This is a genomic window from Flavobacterium rhizosphaerae (genome assembly GCF_046000445.1).
Classification (GTDB): domain Bacteria; phylum Bacteroidota; class Bacteroidia; order Flavobacteriales; family Flavobacteriaceae; genus Flavobacterium; species Flavobacterium rhizosphaerae.
In genome coordinates, this window is record NZ_JBELPZ010000005.1 from 125602 (window position 1) to 144734 (window position 19133).

The window sequence follows — 19133 nt, forward strand, 5'->3', positions numbered from 1 at the left end:
GCTATTTATGATTGGGAGTATCAGCAAAAGAACCGATTTTCATGACAAGATTTTCAAATTCATCCCGGGGGACGGCGGCTTTGTTTTTAACTTTAACCCTGTAGTTATAAATGGTATTTACAGAATACCGAAGCAGTTTGGCTATTTTACCGCTATCGGTAATGCCGAGCCGTATCAGGGCAAATATGCGTAGTTCTGTGGTAAGCAATTCGTCTTTTTTAAGTACTATTTTTTCTTCGGGAACTAACAGGCTGTTAAGCTGCTCAACAAAGTGCGGGTAGATGTGCAGGAAGATAGCATCAAAATTTTTATAAAACAGGTTTATTTCCTCGTCAATAATCTGTCCTGACTTTGTTCTTTTTAAAAGCTCATCTATCTGTTTGGCCAAAATCATTTTTTTAACGGTTTTACGATATCCATCAAGCTTGTCCAGATAATCAGAGCAAACATTTAGCAGCGTACCAATATAATATTCTTTAATACGATTGATTTCACTGAGTTCGCTATATAGCCCTTTCAGTTCTGTATTGGTATGCAGTAGCTGTGTATTAAGGTCGTTTAACCTGTTATTCGCCTGTTGCAGGTTTTTACGGGCAGCAGAAAGTTTTTTTACCTGTTTGCGTATAAAAAATATGGTAAACAGCAATAATAAAGTAAGCAGGCTTATTATAATAAGGTACACCTGTAGCTTTTCTTTTTGATGCTGTATGTCCTGCTCATATGCCTTATTAATAATAGGCAATATATTTGAAAGCGATGCCAGCCGCAGGCGTGAGTTGAAAAAAGAGGCGTCGTCAAAAGCTACATTGATATAGCGGTGCGCACGCTTAATATCGTTTTCTTTAAACAACTGTACTGCCAGTGCCGTTAGTGATGCATTGTCTTTAATAGAAGCTTTTATATCTGACAGGGCAGAAAGTATAAGATACTTTTTATACGCTTTTATATTATTTTCGGGCAGGTAACTCTGTGCTAAAAAAAAAGTAATACTGGAGTAGGTGCGGGTACCCGGGGTAGCCATAGCGAGCCGTTTAAGGTTGTCATTACGGTTTTTTGCGTATTTTCCGGCATCACGGTGGCGTATTTCTATTGTAGAAAGGTACAGTTCAGAGTTTGGTTTGGCAAGTAAAAGCAATGTGTCGGCATATGCTGTATACAGTGTAGTATACTGCGTTTTAAGAGTATTTTCAGGGCTGTAAAAACCAAGCCGGTAATACAGCCACATCTGCACATAATAATATCTTGTTTTTAGCGTACCAAAAAGTTTTTCAGGATTAATATGTTGCATAATATCCTGCGCTTCGGTATAATTTCCTGACGAAGACAACACATAGGCAAGGTGCATGCGCGCATTAAAAAGCAATAAGGTGTTATTTAGCTTTTGTGCCAGCGCTATATTTTTGTTAATATAGTACAGCGTTGCATCAAACTTATAGGGCAGGTATTCCTCAATTAGTTTTTCATTTATATTATACCTTTCTGCATCAGTTACTGTAATGTCGGTTAAAAAGTTTTTTAATTGTGTTATACGCGTTTTTTTTGCGGACTCATATAAGGTGCTTTTTGCCATTTCTTTTTCGAGTACCAACAGTAAAGAATCTGTTTCTGAAGCAAATAAGGGGCAGGAAAATAATAGTATAATAAATAAAATTACTTTTTTCATTAATAGCATATTTTTTTGCATAAAAAAATAATAATAGCCAAATATACATAATTTAAATTGTGACTAACAAGCAGCAAAATGTACCGTAAGGGTATTAAATAGGGCTGAAATGAGGCAAAAAAATAAATTTACCCTATTTTTACCGCTGAGTGTAATGTAACACCCATTAGTTATTTTGCCTGTATAAACACAAAACACTTTTGATGAAACCAAAAAACTTTTCCTTATTAGCCTTAATAACCATACTGTTAACCGCTACACTTTATTTTATAGATTATTTTATAACAGATGTTTCCAATGAGGTATTATTCGGCTTACGGTGGCTTACAGTAATCGTTTTAATAGTTTATGGATTTAGCAAGCGCAGCCTGACCACATGGATACTGGTATGCCTGGTTATTGGTGCATGTGTGGGGCATGACTGGCCTGATGTGGCTATTAACCTGCGTGTACTGAGTAAAATATTTTTAAAGCTTATAAAAACGATTGTAGGACCGCTAATATTTGCCACATTGGTTTATGGCATAGCAGGCCACAGCGATATTAAGCAGGTGGGGCGCATGGGGTGGAAGTCATTACTATATTTTGAAATTGTTACTACTCTGGCCCTTTTTATAGGTGTTGCTGCTATAAATATTTTTCCGGTGGGGGAAGGGATATTGTTGCCCGAAGGGTTGCAATCTGAATTGCCCCCGGCAGTAGAACAGACCTGGCAGGATATTATATTGCACATTTTTCCTGAAAATATAGCCAGAAGCATTGCCGAAGGCGAGGTTTTGCAGATAGTAGTATTTAGTGTACTATTTGGTATTGGGCTTATTATGGTGCCGGACAGGCAACGCAAAGTAATGGTAGATTTTACCGAGAGCCTCTCTGAAGTGATGTTTAAGTTTACCAATATTGTAATGTACTTTGCGCCTATAGGCGTAGGGGCAGCCATGGCCTATACCGTTGGGCACATGGGGCTTGGTATTTTGCAAAATCTTTTTGCACTGCTATTATTGCTGTATGGTGCGCTTATAATATTTGCACTCTGTGTATTATTGCCTATAGCACTCTTTTTCAGGGTGCCTGTAATACGGTTTTTACAAGCCATACGCCAACCGGTTTCTATTGCGTTTGCCACTACCAGCAGCGAGGCAGCCCTGCCAAGGGCTATGGAAGCTATGGTGAGTATTGGGGTGCCCAAAAAAATAGTATCGTTTGTAATGCCAATGGGCTACAGTTTTAACCTTGACGGCACTACGCTGTACCTTTCGTTAGCCAGTGTATTTGTAGCCCAGGCCGCAGGTATGCATTTAGAATTAGGGGAACAGCTTATTATGGTGTTTACCCTTATGGTAACCAGTAAGGGTGTAGCGGGTATACCGCGTGCCTCACTGGTAATATTAATGGGTACCGCAGCATCATTCGGGTTGCCGTTATGGCCTATTATGGCCATACTGGGTATTGATGAACTTATGGATATGGCGCGTACCTCTATAAATGTGGTTGGCAACTGCCTTGCATCAGCCGTTATAGCCCGCTGGGAAGGCGAATTTGATGATAACCTGGAGGCTGCCGAAATTTATAGTGCCGACGAGCAGTTGCACCGCTAAGAAACGATACTAATATACTCCGCGTATTTTAGGTTTGATGCTTCGGTCATAAAAACTTCTTAGCTGCTGCATAGTTTCCGCTTTAAAAGCAGGTAAAGCTGCAGCACCAACATTGCTTTCTACCTGTGTGATTTTGGTAGCGCCCGGTATAACCGTGGTAATGGCGGGATGTTGTAAAATCCAGCATATGCTTTGTTGTGCCAGATTGCCCTGTGGCAATAGTTGTTTTATTTCCTCAGCAAGGGCTACACCTTCTTTAAAATCTACCCCGCTAAAGGTTTCCCCAACGTTAAAAGCATCGCCGTTGGCATTATAATTACGGTGGTCATTTTCTTCAAATTTTGTATCTGCCGAAAACTTCCCGCTCAACAAACCGCTTGCCAGGGGTACCCTTGCAATAAGTGCAGTACCCTGATTTTGGGCTTTATCAAAAAAATCATCGGCTATATGCTGGCGGAACAGGTTAAAAATAATCTGTAATGAAGCTACATCACTATGTTCAAGGCATATCAGCGCTTCTTCAGCAGTTTCTACGCTTACGCCAAAATGTTTTATAAGCCCTTCTTGTTGTATGCGGCGTAAATGTTCAAACACTTCGCCCTTTTTTAATTCTTCGGTAGGTATGCAGTGCAGTTGTTCTAAAAAAAGCTGGTTGGTGCCCAGGTTTTCGAGCGAACTTTCCACGTGCCGTTTAATAGCATCATAAGTAAAGTTTTGTGGCCAGCCGTTAGCGCCGTCGTGCCTGCGCCCAAGTTTAGTGACAACAAAAACTTTTTTACCGGTTTCTTTAAGGTACTTGCCTATAAAGCGCTCGCTGGTACCAAGGCCATATACATCGGCAGTATCTATAAAATTACCACCCGCATTGGTATAGGTATCTAATATTTCAAAAGCTTTCTGTTCATTAATATTACCCCAGTCGGCATTGCCCAGCTGCCAGGTTCCCTGGCCCACTTCGGCTATGGCTTCTCCTTTAAAATCCCTGTACTTCATAGTTTGGTTTTGTATTACAATTTATAAAAGTACATAAAAAAGCCATAACAGGTATGGCTTTAGTGAGCGCTGAGGGTTAGGCTTACCCGTTTACCCTTTTTAAAAGGGTAAAAAATTACAATAAACGTAAACGATAAAAACCTGGCTACCTTAAAACTCTCTTAAAATTAACAGGATCAAAAAAATAACCTAAAAAAACAATCTTTTTATATTATAATTGCACTTTAATACTATTTTTAGAATTGAAACCAGTATAAATCAAATACTTTTTATGAGCTTTAAAGCCCGGATAAACAAGTACAGGCGTTACCTTACCAGAAGCCTCACAAAAAATATAGGAGGGAAAGATGGCGATGCCCCTATAGCGGTTAATGGTGCGGTTACTATAAAAAAAGTTTTAGTAATACGGCCTAACCACAGGTTGGGCAACCTGTTGCTGGTTACACCCCTTATGCAGGAATTGGCCAGTACTTTTCCCGGGTGTAGTATAGATATATTTGTAAAAGGGGGGCTTACACCAATTGTTTTCCAAAACTACCCGGAAGTTAAACGTGCCATACAACTCCCTAAAAAACCATTTAAAGAGTTTGTGAATTACCTTAAGGTGTGGTTTAAAGTAAAAGGTAATGGCTATGATTTAGTAGTTAACGTATCTAAAGGCTCGTCCAGCGGGCGTATTGCCACTACGCTGGCGCGGGCAAAATACAAAGTGTATGGCGATGAAAAAGAAAACCTTAAAGCCAAATACCCCGATTATCTGCACATGGCTAAATTCCCGGTGTATAACCTGCGTTATTATTTATCAAGGCTTGGGTTTAAAAATGACAGCCCTGTGCCGTTACTGGACTTAAAATTATCTGAAAGTGAATTTTCACAAAGCAGAAAAATACTTGCCGGGCTTACAGGTAATACAAAACCCGTTATAAGTATTTTTACATATGCCACAGGCGCTAAATGTTATAAGAACGACTGGTGGGAACCTTTTTACCAAAAATTACAGGCTGAATTTCCCGATTATAGTATTGTTGAGGTGCTACCCGCAGAAAATGTATCGCAAATTGATTTCAAAGCACCAAGCTATTACAGCCGCGATATACGTGAAATAGCTGCTTTTATAGCCAATACCAAAGTATTTATAGGTGCCGATAGTGGTATTATGCATCTTGCAAGTGCCTCATTAACGCCAACAGTGGGTCTGTTTGCCGTAACCAACCCTAAACAATACCAGCCCTATGGTAACAAAAGCGTAGCGTTAAATACGGCTACCTGCAGCCAGGAACAAATTATAGAAGCAGTACGCAATATACTGCCTGCATAACAGTATTGAATTTTACAGGCAGAATAATTTCTTTTATTTAGATTTGCACCCTTTTATAAAACAGGCACAGTTAAATTAGCAGGATGATAGTAATAAGCAAACGTACTAACAGGGATTATAAATTTGTTTTTGCATCAAAAAAAGGTAAAACCATATTTACCAGTATAGGCTGTAAAGAAAAAGCAGACTGTGAGCGTATGATTGCCGGGATAAAAGAAAATATTGCCAAACTTACTTTCAGCAGAAAAACTACGCCGTCGGGCAAATATTTTTTCCGCATTTCTACAGGGGGGTTGGTTTTGGCCACCAGCCGTAAATATTCAACCACATACAGCCTTGAAAAAGGAATTGAAATGATATTAAAATACCTTCCGGATACAGAGACACTGGATTTTTCGGATAACGACTTTGTATTTGCCGATGAAGAGGCTAATGGGCCTGCCGTGCAGGATGTTTAGCAGGCATACATTTTATTTTATAAAGGCTAAATAGGTGTGCTACTCTAAAACTTGCCGTATGCTATGCAGCCTTTGGATTTTCCTTAAGCATATAAATTATTACCCGCCTATTAAATAAAAAGCCCGCTTCATCATACATGAAGCGGGCTTGTAGCCTCGACAGGAATCGAACCTGTATCAAAAGTTTAGGAAACTCCCATTCTATCCGTTGAACTACGAGGCCGAATAAAAAAGGCCATCATTTCTGATAGCCTTTCTATTAAAAAGCTCCCCCTCTTGGGCTCGAACCAAGGACCCTCTGATTAACAGTCAGATGCTCTAACCAACTGAGCTAAGGAGGAAACTGTATATTATATATTGTAATTTAATGATAAAGGTATCAAAAAAAATTACACATGGTTTTAAAAAGAACTTTTTCTTAAAAGGCGTTACCTTTACAGCGGTGCAAATATATAACCATTTTTAATTTCAGCAAATAAATTCGCCTAAAATTTCAAGGTTTTTTTTCCGGTTTATTTTACAATTAGCTGATAAATATCTTTACCAAAAACCAAAACCATAAGGCTCAGCAAAATAACCATGCCCACGGTTTGTACCACCCCGGCAGCTTTATCGCTTAACTTGCGTCCGGTTATCATTTCGGCAATGGTAAATATGGCATGTCCGCCATCAAGCCCGGGTATGGGCAGTAAATTCATAAAGGCTAAGGCTACCGAAAAGAAGGCTGTAAAGTTCCAGAAAAACTCCCAGTTCCATGTTGGGGGCAGTTTAGAGGCAATACCTACTACACTTTGCACCTGGGTATAGGCACCGGTGCTTGGGCGCAGTATAAGCTTAAACTGTTTTATGGTGTAATACAGCTTAGAATAAGATTCTTCCATTGCAGCCGGTATGGCTTCAAAAAAGTTATGTTTTTCGGTAATAAAATAGTCTTCCTTCTGCTGTGCTTTTTGAATAAAACCCATCACTCCCATTGAGTCTACTGCGGTAGAAATAGTCATTGGGGTAGTGCCGCGTTTTATTTCAAGGTTAATTTTACCGTTTTTATGTTTACTTGCTTCTTCACTTACCTGGGCCATATATTTTAGCGGCTGCCCCTCTACGCCCACAATAGTATCTCCCTTTTTTAATCCGGATTTTATTGCGTTGCCCTTGGGGTTTAAGCTGTCTATAACCGATGCGTTAACCATGGGGTGAATAAAATCGCGCCCTTCTTTTTCAAGAATGTCATGGATGCTTTCGTCACTAAGGTGTATTGTAAAAGGCTCTCCATTTCGCAAAACAGTAATTTCATCGCCCAGCAGTACATCAAGTTGCAGGCGGTCAAACTGGCGCTGGTATTTACCATCTACGCTTATAATTTTATCTCCGTCTTTAAAACCGGCAGCTTTGCCTATAGATCCAAAAGCAAGCCCGTTTTCCTGCACAACCTCTGTACTAATATATTTTTTTCCATATGTGCAAAAAATCATTGTGTAAATAAACCATGCCAACAGCAGGTTTACTATAATACCACCCAGCATGATAATAAGCCTTTGCCAGGCTGGTTTACTGCGAAACTCCCACGGTTGCGGTTCGCTTGTCATTTGTTCGGTATCCATGCTTTCGTCAATCATACCGCTCAGCTTAACATATCCTCCTAATGGCAGCCAGCCGATGCCCCATTCTGTTTCTCCTATTTTTTTCTTGATTAGCGAAAAACCGGCGTCCATAAACAGGTAAAATTTTTCTACCCGAACTTTAAACATCTTTGCGGTTATATAATGCCCAAATTCGTGAAGTATTACTAATATTGACAACATCAGCACCAACTGTGCAATCCGTATGAGTGTATCCATTCTAAGTATTTAATGTAAATAAACGCACAAAAATAGTGTTTTCTAATTTATAAACACTTATTTTATATATATACATCCGGCTTTAAATGTTTTGTTAATTATTGTGCAAAGCTGTTTCATTTCTAAGCATTGTACGGTAACTTTACGGTGCGTGTATTATAAGATATTTCCTTACTTTTAAGTAAAACTGCTTATGATGAAACCCCTGCCTTATTTATTACTGCGGTTGCTGGCCGGCATGAGCCTTTTTGGCCACGGATTGGTGCGTATGCCCAAGCTTATGGAGTTCAGTAATTGGATGACAGCCCAGTTTGCGCAGTCTATGCTCCCACAAATACTGGTGAAACCTTTTAGTTATATATTGCCTTTTGCCGAACTGCTTACGGGCTTTTTATTGCTGATAGGCCTTTTTACCAAACAGGCAGTAGTAGCGGGTGCCATAATTATGATGGTTCTTATTTTTGGCTCTGCCATGCTGGAGCAGTGGGATGCCATACCCTCGCAGCTTATACATGGAGCTATATTAGTATGTCTGCTGCAATATATTGCTTCAAACCATTATTCTATTGACTATAAATACAATCTATAAATGTCACGACTATTTAGTATACTGCAATTAAAAAGTATCATCCTTAAAAATCGCATAGTGGTTTCGCCCATGTGCCAGTATTCGGCTAAAGACGGCTTTGCCAATAACTGGCACTTAGTACATCTGGGCGCCCGCGCCATTGGCGGTGCCGGGCTAATTATACAGGAGGCCACTGCTGTTTCGCCGGAAGGGCGCATATCTCCTGAAGATCTAGGTATCTGGAGCGATGAGCATATAGAAAAATATAAAGAAATTACCACCTTTATAACCCAGGAAAACACGTTTCCTGGTATACAGCTGGCACATGCCGGGCGTAAGGCCAGCACGGCGCCGCCATGGCAGGGTGGCGGTAAGCTTACCACAACCGAAAACGGCTGGCAAACCGTAGCCCCAAGCGCTATTAAGTATAGCGAAAATGAGCCTGAGGCACCGCACGAACTTGATGCTGAGGGTATAAAAAAAGTAATTGCTGATTTTAAAGCGGCCGCCCGCAGGGCGCATGAAGCCTGTTATAAGGTAGTAGAGATACATGCCGCACACGGCTACCTGATACACCAGTTTCTTTCGCCGCTAACTAACACCCGTATTGATGAATATGGCGGTAGTTTTGAAAACCGTATCCGCCTGCTCCTGGAAATTGTAGACGCTGTTAAAACAGAATGGCCTGTAGACCTGCCGCTGTTTGTGCGCATAAGCGGCACCGACTGGGCAGAGGGCGGCTGGAATGTAGATGAGTCGGTAGCATTGGCTAAAATATTAAAAGATAAGGGAGTAGATGTTGTAGACTGTTCCTCTGGCGGTGCTGTATCATGGCAACAAATTCCTGTAGAGCCTGGGTACCAGGTACCTATAGCCGAAAGGGTTAAGAACGAAGCCCATATCCTCTCTGCTGCCGTGGGTCTTATAACCGAAGCCCAGCAGGCAGAGGCCATAGTTAAAGAAGGTAAAGCTGACTTGGTGTTTTTTGCCAGGGAATCGCTGCGAGACCCAAATCTGCCGCTGCGTTTTGCACATGAGCTGGGTGCCGAAACCATCTGGCCGACACAATATGAAAGGGCAAAATTCAGGAAGAAAAGTTAATCCGTATGCCACCCTCTCATTTGGAGAGAGCCGGGGTTGGGCTTATTTCTTTCACATTTTGGCTAAAAATTAAAGAGGCGGTGTGAAAGAAATGTATTAAAAAAGGATCAAAACAAAGTAACAGGCAAAGGTCGGGAATTTATTTTCAGGTTTCCGCAAGGCATTGTTCAGTAAACAGGTATTCTGTTTACAGTTAAAATAATTAGTAACTAATAACATCCTGCTTGCCCCTCCATGGAGGGGCGCGGGGAGAGCATCATGAAACAGGTAAAAACAGCATTATTATCATACGGCATGTCCGGCAAAATTTTTCACGCACCCTTTTTAACCCTGCATCCGGGATTTATATTAATGGGCGCGTGGGAGCGCAGTAAAGATTTGATACGGCAGGACTATCCTGATGTAAAACGCTACACCTCTTTAGAAGAAGTACTGGCCGATGATGTAGACCTGGTGGTAGTGAATACCCCGGTAGATACCCATTATGAATATGCTAAAAAAGTATTGGAAGCCGGAAAGCATGCCCTGGTAGAAAAGGCGTTTACTACCACAGCCGCCGAGGCAGAAGAATTGGATAGGCTGGCTAAAGAGAAAGGTGTAAAACTTACCGTATACCAAAACCGCCGTTGGGACAGCGACTTTAAAACTGTAAAGAAGATAGCGGACTCAGGAGTGCTGGGCGAAATTGTAGAGGCAGAGATACGGTTTGACCGTTATAACCCCAACCTGAGCCCGAAAGCATGGAAAGAGGGTGAAAATTTTGGGGCAGGTATTTTAAAAGACCTCGGCCCGCACATTATAGACCAGGCGCTTACCCTGTTTGGGTATCCTGATGCTGTGTTTGCAGACATCCGCACCGAGCGGGAGGGTTCTAAGGTAGATGATAACATTAACCTGTACCTCTATTATCCCGGTTTGCGCGTCCGGCTCCACTCCGGCTTTTTTAACCGGGAGCAGTTGCCGGGCTTTGTGCTACAAGGGCGCAAAGGCAGCTTTTTTAAAGACAGGGCAGATATTCAGGAAGATGTGCTTAAAACCGGCGCAAAACCAAACCTGGACAACTGGGGTGCGGAACCAGAAGAGAAGTCAGGTGTACTGCATACCGAAATTGATGGTGAAGTTGTACGTAAAACAATACCTACAGAAAAAGGAAATTACTACGGTATTTTTGATGGCGTATATAAAGCTATTACTGAAGATGCTGCGGAACCCGTTACGGCACAGGACGGCGTTAATATCATGAAGATTATAGATGCTGCGATTGCCAGCAGCGAACAAAAGAAAGTAATTGATTTATAACATGGAAATAGCCATAAGCATTTTAATAACTGTTATAGCCATACTGCATTTATACATTATGTGGTTTGAAATGTTTGCATGGCAAACCCGCGGGCCGAAAATTTTCCGGCAGTTTCCGGCAGATTTGTTTCCGAAAACCAAAGTATTGGCGGCTAACCAGGGCTTATATAACGGTTTTTTGGCAGCAGGCCTTTTATGGACATTCTTCATCAATGATGATGTCTGGCGGGTAAACATTTCGCTGTTCTTTTTAAGTTGCGTGGCAGTAGCCGGAATATATGGAGCACTAACAGCTTCTAAAAAAATATTTTTTGTGCAGGCGCTCCCTGCGCTTATAACCCTTGCGCTTATTGTTGCAACAATCAATTTTTAAACTTTTTATTATGGAGAAAAGGCAATTAGGCAGTTCAGACTTGCAGGTGTACCCCGTTTGTTTTGGGGGCAATGTTTTTGGCTGGACTATTGATGAGAAAACATCTTTTGAAATACTGGATGCCTTTATTGGCAAAGGTTTTAATTTTATTGATACCGCCGATGTATACTCGCGCTGGGCCGATGGTAATAACGGGGGCGAAAGTGAAACCATTATAGGCAAGTGGCTTAAAAAGTCGGACAGCCGGGATAAGGTGGTGCTTGCAACTAAGGTGGGCAGCGATATGGGCGAAGGAAAAACACTCAAAAAAGAATACATACTTAAAGCAGTTGAGGCCTCACTGAAAAGGCTACAGACGGATTATATAGACCTCTATCAAACCCATTTTGATGATAGCGATACCCCGGTAGAAGAAACGCTTGAAGCTTATCAGCAATTGGTAAAAGAAGGTAAAGTACGTTATATTGGTGCCAGTAATATGTCACCCGAACGGCTATTAGAGTCGCTGGAAACGGCGCGCGAGAAAGGCCTGCCGGAATACCAGACTATGCAGCCCCATTATAATTTATATGAGCGCAAAGCTTTTGAAGAAACACTGGAGCCTCTTTGCCTTGGTAACAACCTGGGTGTGATAACCTATTTTTCGCTGGAAAGCGGTTTCCTTACCGGTAAGTACCGCACTAAAGATGATTTATCTAAAAGTAAACGCGGTAGCAATATGGATAAGTATTTTAACGACCGTGGTTTTAAAATACTCGAAGCGCTGGATGAAGTAGCCGCCTCACTGGATACATCTCCCGCAACCGTAGCCCTGGCGTGGCTGATACACCGCCCAAGCATAACCGCCCCAATTGTAAGTGCCACCGGCCTGAAACAACTGGAGAGTATTTTTAATGCGCCCGATCTGCCTATAACCGAAGAACAACTGCGGTACCTTACACAGGAGAGTGCCTGGTAAGCAATAGTAATAATTCATTAATTAGATTATGGAGACACAGCACTATAATTTTCAGGATGACGGACACATACCTAATAGTGTTTTCCCGGCAGTGGTTTATAAAAAAGCTTTTTCTGGTGATAACCTGGCAGAAGTTATGGAGCGGCATTTTGCCGGAAATAACTGGACAAATAGTTGGCGCAATGGTGTATACCCCTACCACCACTACCATAGCATAACCCACGAAGTATTGGGAGTATATAGCGGCACTGCTGAATTGCAACTTGGCGGGGAAAAAGGTAAAAAAATAGCTGTGGCTCCCGGAGATGTTATGATACTTCCTGCGGGCACCGGGCATAAAAAGATTTCGGCCTCTGCCGATTTCGGTGTGGTAGGCGCTTATCCCAATGGAAGCGATTATGATATAATGAAAGGCGAACCCGGAGAGCGCCCCGCAGCAGACGAGCGTATTGCACGGGTACCGTTTCCTGAAAATGACCCGGTGCAGGGCAACCGTGGTGGCATTATAGAATTATGGAAATAAAGAATTATAAACAGGCAGCTATAGCTGCTTTTAATTTATGATATGAAAAAGCTACTTTACATGCTATTGTTTTTAGTCACTTTTATTGCATCGGCACAGGATCAAAAGCCTAAAGCATTAGGGCTGCAGCTTGAAAATTATGACTATCCGTTTGAGGTAAATACCATTATGCTTAACATACAGGGGCAACAGCTGGAAATGGCTTATATGGATGTAAACCCCCAAAAAACCAACGGCAAGGTAGTTATGCTGCTGCATGGCAAAAACTTTAACGGGGCATACTGGGAGCAAACCGCTAATGACCTAGCCAAAGAGGGGTACAGGGTTATCATACCCGACCAGATTGGCTTCGGAAAAAGTAGCAAGCCCACCAATATACAATACAGCTTTCAACTGCTGGCACAAACACCAAAGCTGTGCTGGATAAGCTCGGTATAAAAAAGCTTGCCGTACTGGGGCACAGTATGGGCGGCATGGTAGCCACACGTTTTGCACTGATGTACCCGGATATGGTTGAAAAACTTATTTTAGAAGACCCGATAGGTCTGGAAGACTGGAAACTATGGGTGCCTTACCAAAGTATAGATGACTGGTATGCACAGGAAATGAAACAGGATTATGAAAAAATAAAACAATACCAGCTTACTTTTTATTACGATAATAAATGGAAGCCGGAGTATGCGGAGTGGGTAAACCTGCTGGCAGGGTGGACTATAGAACCCAAAGTGCATGAAGTTATTGCCAAAAATGCGGCATTAACTTATGATATGATTTTTACCCAGCCCGTGTGTTATGAATTTCAGTACCTTAAAATGCCTACCCTGCTTATCATCGGGCAGCGCGACCGCACGGCATTAGGCAAGGCAAAAGCTCCGAAAGAGGTGCAGGAGGAGTTAGGAAATTACCCTAAGCTTGGTAAACTAACGGCTGAAAAAATTCCTGATGCAACCCTTGTAGAGCTGGATGATGTAGGCCACCTGCCCCATATTGAAGCTTATAACCGTTTTATTAAACCCCTTAAAGAGTTTCTGAAGAAGTAAATAGTTGTGTCGGCTTAAAAAATTAAGTGTTTACATCACAATTAAAGTAAGTATTCTATTTTTGTAGGTATGGATACCGAGATTAACTTATCGCGAAAGGTACGCAAACCCTTAAAAGCATACAGGCAAGCCAAAGAGGGCTACCTAAACCGGGTGCGCCTGGCTGTTTCAATGTTTTACTTTTCTATGGGGCTTACGTTTGCTACATGGGCCAGCCGCATACCCGATATACAGGAAGCCCTGCACCTGAGCAAAGGGGAACTGGGTACGGTATTGTTTTCCATACCCTGCGGGCAAATGCTTATGATGCCTTTTTCCGGCAAGCTGGTAGTAAAGTACGGTAGTAAAAACACCGTTTTTATGGGCATCCTTATGTATATTATTGCCATGGTTAGCCTTGGCCTGGCAACGCAGGTATGGCACCTTATGGTTTCACTTTTTTTCTTTGGTATTTTTAGCAACTTCACCAATATATCGGTAAACACACAAGGCATACTTGCCGAGAGTATTTTTCGCAGGCCTATAATGTCTTCTTTTCACGGCTCATGGAGCCTGGCTGGTTTCACTGGGGCCCTTATAGGACTTTTAATGGTAAACATAGGGCTTGCTCCAAAAATCCATTTTATTATAGTGGCAGTATTGCTGTATACCGTGATTTTTATCAATTTTCGGTTTTTGGTAAAAACAAGGCCACCAAAACCCAAAGCGGTAGCAGAAGGTGAAGTTAAAAAGAAACGTTTAATACCAAAGCTTAACCCTGCATTAATATGGCTTGGGGTTATAGGCTTTTGCAGCATGGTGAGCGAGGGTATTATGTTTGACTGGAGCGGCGTGTATTTTAAAGATGTGGTAAAAGCACCGGAATCGTTAGTGGTGCTGGGGTATACGTCATTTATGCTGATTATGGCGTTAGGCCGTTTTATTGGAGATGGTACCATTAAAAAATTTGGCCGTAAAAGGGTGATGCAAATTAGCGGCTGCCTAATTTCAATAGGGTTATATACGGCGGTTTTTTTACCGTATGTAATACCCGCTGCCCTGGCTTTTATGGTAGTAGGCCTTGGAGTGAGTACAATTGTGCCGAGCGTGTACAGCCTGGCGAGCAAGTTAGAAGGTATTGAACCCAGTATTGCCTTAACGGCAGTTAGTAGTGTAAGCTTTTTAGGCTTTATGATAGGCCCGCCCGTAATCGGCTATATTGCCGAAGCCTGGGGGCTGCAGTTTGCTTTTGCCTTTATAGGCATATTTGGTTTTGGTATTGCCCTGTTTGTAAAAAAAGTAGCTACAGAATAATTTAGGTTATTTCAGCTGTATGTGTATGTGATCATCATGGCGTACTGCCCTGCACCCATGGTACCTTATTTTTTCGTGCGTAAGCCCCATACGTTTTTTTAGATGGGGCTCTATAAACACTTTCCCAATATTATTTTCTTTAAGTATGATACGCATTAAATCGGCAGTGCCATTTTCAGAAAAATGTATGTCGCGGTTAATTCTCCCAAGGGTAAGGTACTTAGGAAAATCATACTGCCAGTAGCCCAGGTCACGGCATTCGGCAATCTGGTCATATTCCCCGGCCTTTGGCCCTTCAAAAACCCCGTAACCGCTTATTGAGGGTTTGCGGTTAGTAAGTGTATTATCCGGGTTTTCATAAATAAGCGATAAGTCGATTTTCCTGCCGTCATTATGGCTCAGGTGGGGCAGCAACGGAAACTTATTAATAAACGGAAAGTTGGCATCAAGGTGTACCAGTTTTATTCCGGCATGCTGCTTTTGCAATCCTGATGAAATTTCTTTTAAAACTGTATTAAGCTGCGGCCGTACATAGTTTCGGTTAGCGAGTTTATAAAATAAACATGGGGCCTTAATATATTCCGATTCATATACTTTTTCCCTTCCAAAAAGAGGCGCTGTATTAGGTACAATTACAAACGTACAAACAAGGTACAGGGCAATTAAAAGCCCCGCCTGTTTTAGATAATTATGTTTTTTTGCATTTCTGCAAACTAAAAGTGCAATCAAATAGATAATGCCGCCAATCTGGGTAATTACCGTTAAGAGTATAGAGAGTATAATGTGCAATGCTTTTTTCAACATTCTAATACGTTAGCGGATTAACATAAAAAACAGGAAAAGCATTATAACAGCTATTACTGCCACTGCCCGAAAGATATATAAGCCTGAATAAAGCATGTTATCCTGCCTGCTTAATTTGCGGCTTTTTTTAATGCCTAAAAGCAATGTAACAAACACCAATAATAAAAACACCAGCAGTAGTTTTTGGGCCATACTGCTATTGCTTTACAAACTTAATATCTTTAGTGCCTGTGCCTGTTTTTATCCGGGCTATATAACTGCCCGAGGCCCATTGGGAAATATCCCAAGAGGTTTCATTATTGGTTTCCAATACTTTTTGCCCCAATTCATTATAAAAAAGTGCGTGTTGTATAACCATACCCTGTGGTACAGCAAGGTTTATAGCCTGCAATGCCGGATTTGGATATAAAGTTACACCGTTTAGTAAGGTGCTGTCTGTACCCAAGGTAACAGTATTTTCGGCACAAATAATATCAAAATTATAGTTAACAAGCACTTCGCTATAATCAGAAAACGGCAGTGATATAGTAAACTGCTGGCCGTTAAATGTATTATCAACTATTGTTTCATATATATTGCCATTTGCAGAAGCAAACCGTAAAGACACCGGCATTTCAAAAAAACTAACCGAGGGATCAGACTGTGTCTGGTTTATGGTTACCAGCACATTACCAAACCCGTTATTAACAACAGTTATATTATAAGTAGGATACCCCTGGTTATATACCCAGTCGTTAAAAAATTCCTGTAAATCCATGCCCGATGTTTCCTCAAGATGTTGCTGCAGCTGGGGGGTTTTGGCATAGGCGTAGGCCAGTGCATCATCTGCAAGGTAATTTTTAAGCCCCTGAAAAAAAGCGGCATCACCAATTTTGTAGCGCAGCATGTGCAGTACCATAGCTCCTTTATTATAGGTAAGCCTGGTGTTAAAAATGCGACTCTCATCAAGGGTGTCGTTATCTGTAAGGTACACACTTCCATCCGGTTGAGATACTATATTGCTTATTTTACCGGCGCGCCAGGACCTGAATTCAAAATCGCCATCCTGGTCTTCCACCACAAGTCCGGAAAGGTAGGTGGCAAACCCTTCATTAAGCCAGATGTCTTTCCACGAGCCGCAGGTAATTTTATCGCCAAACCATTGGTGCGCCAGTTCATGTGCTACTATTTCTCGGCCAAAGCTCCCCATAAAAGAAACCGTGGTATGCTCCATACCGCCCCCGGCGCTCCATTGGGCATGCCCGTATTTCTCGTTACTAAAAGGGTACTGCTCAAAAACTTCCTCAAAAAAGCTCATAATGGCAGGGGTCTGGTCAAGTAACGGAATAATATCTGCTTCGTTTTCAGGATACAGGTAGTTCACAACAGGAAAAGTATTGGGTGCTGTACCGGCCTGTTGGGTATAGATATTATAGTTAGTAACAGCTATAGCTATAAGGTATGCCGGTATGGGGTAGTTATGCGTAAAATGGGTAGTGGTAGTGCCGTTACTATTATTGGTTTGAGACTGCTCTACACCGTTTGAAACACTTACATATTGAGAAGGTGCTGTAATGTATACATCTATACCCTCATCAATCTTATCATTTAAATCCTGTTTACAGGGCCACCACTCTTTAGCTCCATAGGGCTCAGATAATGTCCATAATATAGGGGTACCCGCGTGCTGGGAAGCCACAAAAGAATCTTGTATGAATGATGGTGCGCCCGAATAATTTACTGTTACAGTAGCTTCGGTACCCTGTTGTTGCACAGCAGGTAGGGTAATAACCAGTTCGTCATTATTGTTCTGGGTGAATGATAAAAAACTACCGTTTTGCGTAACAGAACTTACAGAAAGTGCATCATTAAGCTCAAACGTAATGGTTTGCATATTTTCTTTGGCAATATAGGTGGTGCTTATAGTTCCGCTAACAAACTGAACATTAGGGTCTACTGTAAAGTTCAGTACAACATGCGTCATATCATAATTGCCAGTATTCTCATTATTGGTAAAATTTTGCAGGTTAAAAGCGGCTTTCTGTTCCGCTTCCACTACTTGTTCAAAATCGGTTTGCTGGGCAAAAACAGAAACAACAGGTAGTATAAGCAAGAGCAATATCTTTTTCATCACATATTTTTTTCAAATATAATTATAAATAATAATAGCCTAATATAAAGTATTTTAATAAAAAAGGTCACTGGCTTAAAAAAAGCTAATTACTGGCATATCAATTGATAATATAATAATGATTAGAAAAATCTATCACTAACAAAAATCATTAAACTTTTATGAAAAAAATTACTCTGTTTATTTTGCTTGCAGTAGGAATGGCTGCAAATGCACAAAGCTTTTACAATTTTTCCGTACAACAGCAAGCGTATGCCGACCTACAGGGTGCTACCTCTGTTAATAATGGCGAGGTATGGGATGTGGACGATTTTGCTGAAATTGCCGTGCCTTTTTATTTTGAGGTAAACGGGCAGGAAGTAAACCGTTTTATTTTCAGCGACGATGTTTTTTTCCTTATAGGCGTTGGGGTTGATTTTGATGATGAAATAAGTAATGGCGAAGGTGTTTATGCCTTAGGTGTATCAACAGCATGGATACAGGACCGTGCTTATAGCACAGGCACCTCGGTATCTCCTATAGGCTATAAGCTTGAGGGTACTGAAGGCAACCATATACTAAAGCTTGAGGTTAAAAATGCAGGTTTGGAAATAGCAGCCGAGGAAGGTAATGAGGGGCAATATTACTTAAGTTTTCAGGTTTGGCTTTATGAAGCAGACCAGTCTATTGAATACCACTATGGCGCTAACAACATCACCGATCTTACTATAGCTGCAGAAGATGACTTTTTTGCAGGTTTAGGCGATTACGATAGTCTTGGCATTGTTTATGGCAATAGCACAAACCCTACCTATACCGAATATCCCCTGGAGGAAATACCCGAAGGCTTAACCCTTGATGCATATCCTGCCAATGGTACAGTTTACAGGTTTGGCCCAGATGAAACCGCAGGTTTGCCAGCCTTAACATCAAATAAAATAGCGGTATATCCCAATCCGGCAAGTAATGTGCTAAACCTTACGGCTGGCAATACTGTAATATCTGACTATGCAATTGTAGATACTACAGGTAAAACCATCAGCCAAAACAGGGTAACATCATCCGGAGAAATTCATATAAATGTGGAGAACCTTGCAAAAGGCATGTATTTTATAAATGTAAATGGCCAGTATATTAAGTTTGTAAAAAATTAATACTACACTTTAATTTTTTTAAGTGCAGCCTTATTAGCCAGCGGAGATATTAAAAAACAAATC

General features: G+C 41.3%; 16 protein-coding genes, 2 tRNA genes and 1 pseudogene. 12 read left to right on the forward strand and 7 right to left on the reverse strand.

What is annotated here, in order from left to right; genetic code table 11:
- Nucleotide 1: 1 nt before the first annotated feature.
- Nucleotides 2-1663, reverse strand: coding sequence for a DUF6377 domain-containing protein (locus tag ABS766_RS07125; protein ID WP_408084441.1), 1662 nt, complete (start codon nucleotides 1661-1663; stop codon nucleotides 2-4).
- A 203-nt stretch (nucleotides 1664-1866) separates the two neighbouring features.
- Here ABS766_RS07125 and ABS766_RS07130 point away from each other — a divergent pair, with 203 nt between their 5' ends.
- On the forward strand, nucleotides 1867-3261 hold the full coding sequence (locus ABS766_RS07130; protein WP_408084442.1) for a dicarboxylate/amino acid:cation symporter: 1395 nt from the start codon (nucleotides 1867-1869) through the stop codon (nucleotides 3259-3261).
- A 9-nt stretch (nucleotides 3262-3270) separates the two neighbouring features.
- On the opposite strand, the gene ABS766_RS07135 is transcribed toward ABS766_RS07130, so the two are convergent.
- Nucleotides 3271-4254 carry an aldo/keto reductase gene (locus ABS766_RS07135; protein ID WP_408084443.1) on the reverse strand — a complete coding sequence of 328 codons (984 nt, stop codon included), beginning with the start codon at nucleotides 4252-4254 and terminating at the stop codon, nucleotides 3271-3273.
- Between the two features lie 271 nt (nucleotides 4255-4525).
- Between ABS766_RS07135 and ABS766_RS07140 the strand changes: the two genes are divergently transcribed.
- Together ABS766_RS07140 and ABS766_RS07145 are read left to right on the forward strand one after the other, a co-directional pair.
- Nucleotides 4526-5572, forward strand: a complete 1047-nt coding sequence (locus ABS766_RS07140) for a glycosyltransferase family 9 protein (RefSeq protein WP_408084444.1) — start codon at nucleotides 4526-4528, stop codon at nucleotides 5570-5572.
- A gap of 83 nt (nucleotides 5573-5655) precedes the next feature.
- Entirely contained in the window at nucleotides 5656-6030 is a 375-nt protein-coding gene (locus ABS766_RS07145) for a YegP family protein (protein WP_408084445.1), read from the forward strand.
- Between the two features lie 151 nt (nucleotides 6031-6181).
- Here the strand turns inward: ABS766_RS07145 and ABS766_RS07150 are convergent.
- From ABS766_RS07150 to rseP, 3 genes are all read right to left on the reverse strand, one after another.
- Nucleotides 6182-6253, reverse strand: a tRNA-Arg gene (locus ABS766_RS07150).
- Nucleotides 6254-6297: 44 nt separating this feature from the next.
- A tRNA-Asn gene (locus ABS766_RS07155) sits at nucleotides 6298-6371 on the reverse strand.
- Between the two features lie 171 nt (nucleotides 6372-6542).
- Nucleotides 6543-7868 carry an RIP metalloprotease RseP gene (gene rseP, locus ABS766_RS07160; protein ID WP_408084446.1) on the reverse strand — a complete coding sequence of 442 codons (1326 nt, stop codon included), beginning with the start codon at nucleotides 7866-7868 and terminating at the stop codon, nucleotides 6543-6545.
- Between the two features lie 193 nt (nucleotides 7869-8061).
- Here rseP and ABS766_RS07165 point away from each other — a divergent pair, with 193 nt between their 5' ends.
- The 8 genes and pseudogenes from ABS766_RS07165 to ABS766_RS07200 all read left to right on the forward strand — a co-directional run bounded on the left by ABS766_RS07165 (nucleotide 8062) and on the right by ABS766_RS07200 (nucleotide 15023).
- Nucleotides 8062-8457 (forward strand): DoxX family membrane protein, encoded by a 396-nt coding sequence (locus ABS766_RS07165; protein ID WP_408084447.1) that lies wholly within the window; start codon nucleotides 8062-8064, stop codon nucleotides 8455-8457.
- The gene (locus ABS766_RS07170) at nucleotides 8458-9537 is read left to right on the forward strand and encodes an NADH:flavin oxidoreductase/NADH oxidase (protein WP_408084448.1); all 1080 of its coding nucleotides are present in this window, start codon (nucleotides 8458-8460) and stop codon (nucleotides 9535-9537) included. It begins immediately after the preceding gene.
- Nucleotides 9538-9795: 258 nt separating this feature from the next.
- Nucleotides 9796-10836, forward strand: coding sequence for a Gfo/Idh/MocA family oxidoreductase (locus tag ABS766_RS07175; RefSeq protein WP_408084503.1), 1041 nt, complete (start codon nucleotides 9796-9798; stop codon nucleotides 10834-10836).
- Nucleotide 10837: 1 nt separating this feature from the next.
- A complete protein-coding gene (locus ABS766_RS07180; RefSeq protein WP_408084449.1) occupies nucleotides 10838-11209 on the forward strand; it encodes a DUF1304 domain-containing protein in 372 nt (123 codons plus the stop codon).
- Nucleotides 11210-11219: 10 nt separating this feature from the next.
- Entirely contained in the window at nucleotides 11220-12167 is a 948-nt protein-coding gene (locus ABS766_RS07185) for an aldo/keto reductase (protein ID WP_408084450.1), read from the forward strand.
- A 28-nt stretch (nucleotides 12168-12195) separates the two neighbouring features.
- On the forward strand, nucleotides 12196-12690 hold the full coding sequence (locus ABS766_RS07190; protein ID WP_408084451.1) for a cupin domain-containing protein: 495 nt from the start codon (nucleotides 12196-12198) through the stop codon (nucleotides 12688-12690).
- 42 nt (nucleotides 12691-12732) lie between these two features.
- Nucleotides 12733-13730: pseudogene (locus ABS766_RS07195) on the forward strand (alpha/beta fold hydrolase).
- 69 nt (nucleotides 13731-13799) lie between these two features.
- On the forward strand, nucleotides 13800-15023 hold the full coding sequence (locus tag ABS766_RS07200) for an MFS transporter (RefSeq protein WP_408084452.1): 1224 nt from the start codon (nucleotides 13800-13802) through the stop codon (nucleotides 15021-15023).
- Nucleotides 15024-15029: 6 nt separating this feature from the next.
- On the opposite strand, the gene ABS766_RS07205 is transcribed toward ABS766_RS07200, so the two are convergent.
- Nucleotides 15030-15827 carry a hypothetical protein gene (locus tag ABS766_RS07205; protein ID WP_408084453.1) on the reverse strand — a complete coding sequence of 266 codons (798 nt, stop codon included), beginning with the start codon at nucleotides 15825-15827 and terminating at the stop codon, nucleotides 15030-15032.
- Nucleotides 15828-16023: 196 nt separating this feature from the next.
- On the reverse strand, nucleotides 16024-17937 hold the full coding sequence (locus tag ABS766_RS07210) for a M1 family aminopeptidase (protein WP_408084454.1): 1914 nt from the start codon (nucleotides 17935-17937) through the stop codon (nucleotides 16024-16026).
- A gap of 161 nt (nucleotides 17938-18098) precedes the next feature.
- On the opposite strand from ABS766_RS07210, the gene ABS766_RS07215 reads away from it, so the two are divergent.
- Nucleotides 18099-19070, forward strand: coding sequence for a T9SS type A sorting domain-containing protein (locus tag ABS766_RS07215; protein ID WP_408084455.1), 972 nt, complete (start codon nucleotides 18099-18101; stop codon nucleotides 19068-19070).
- Nucleotides 19071-19133 lie beyond the last annotated feature (63 nt).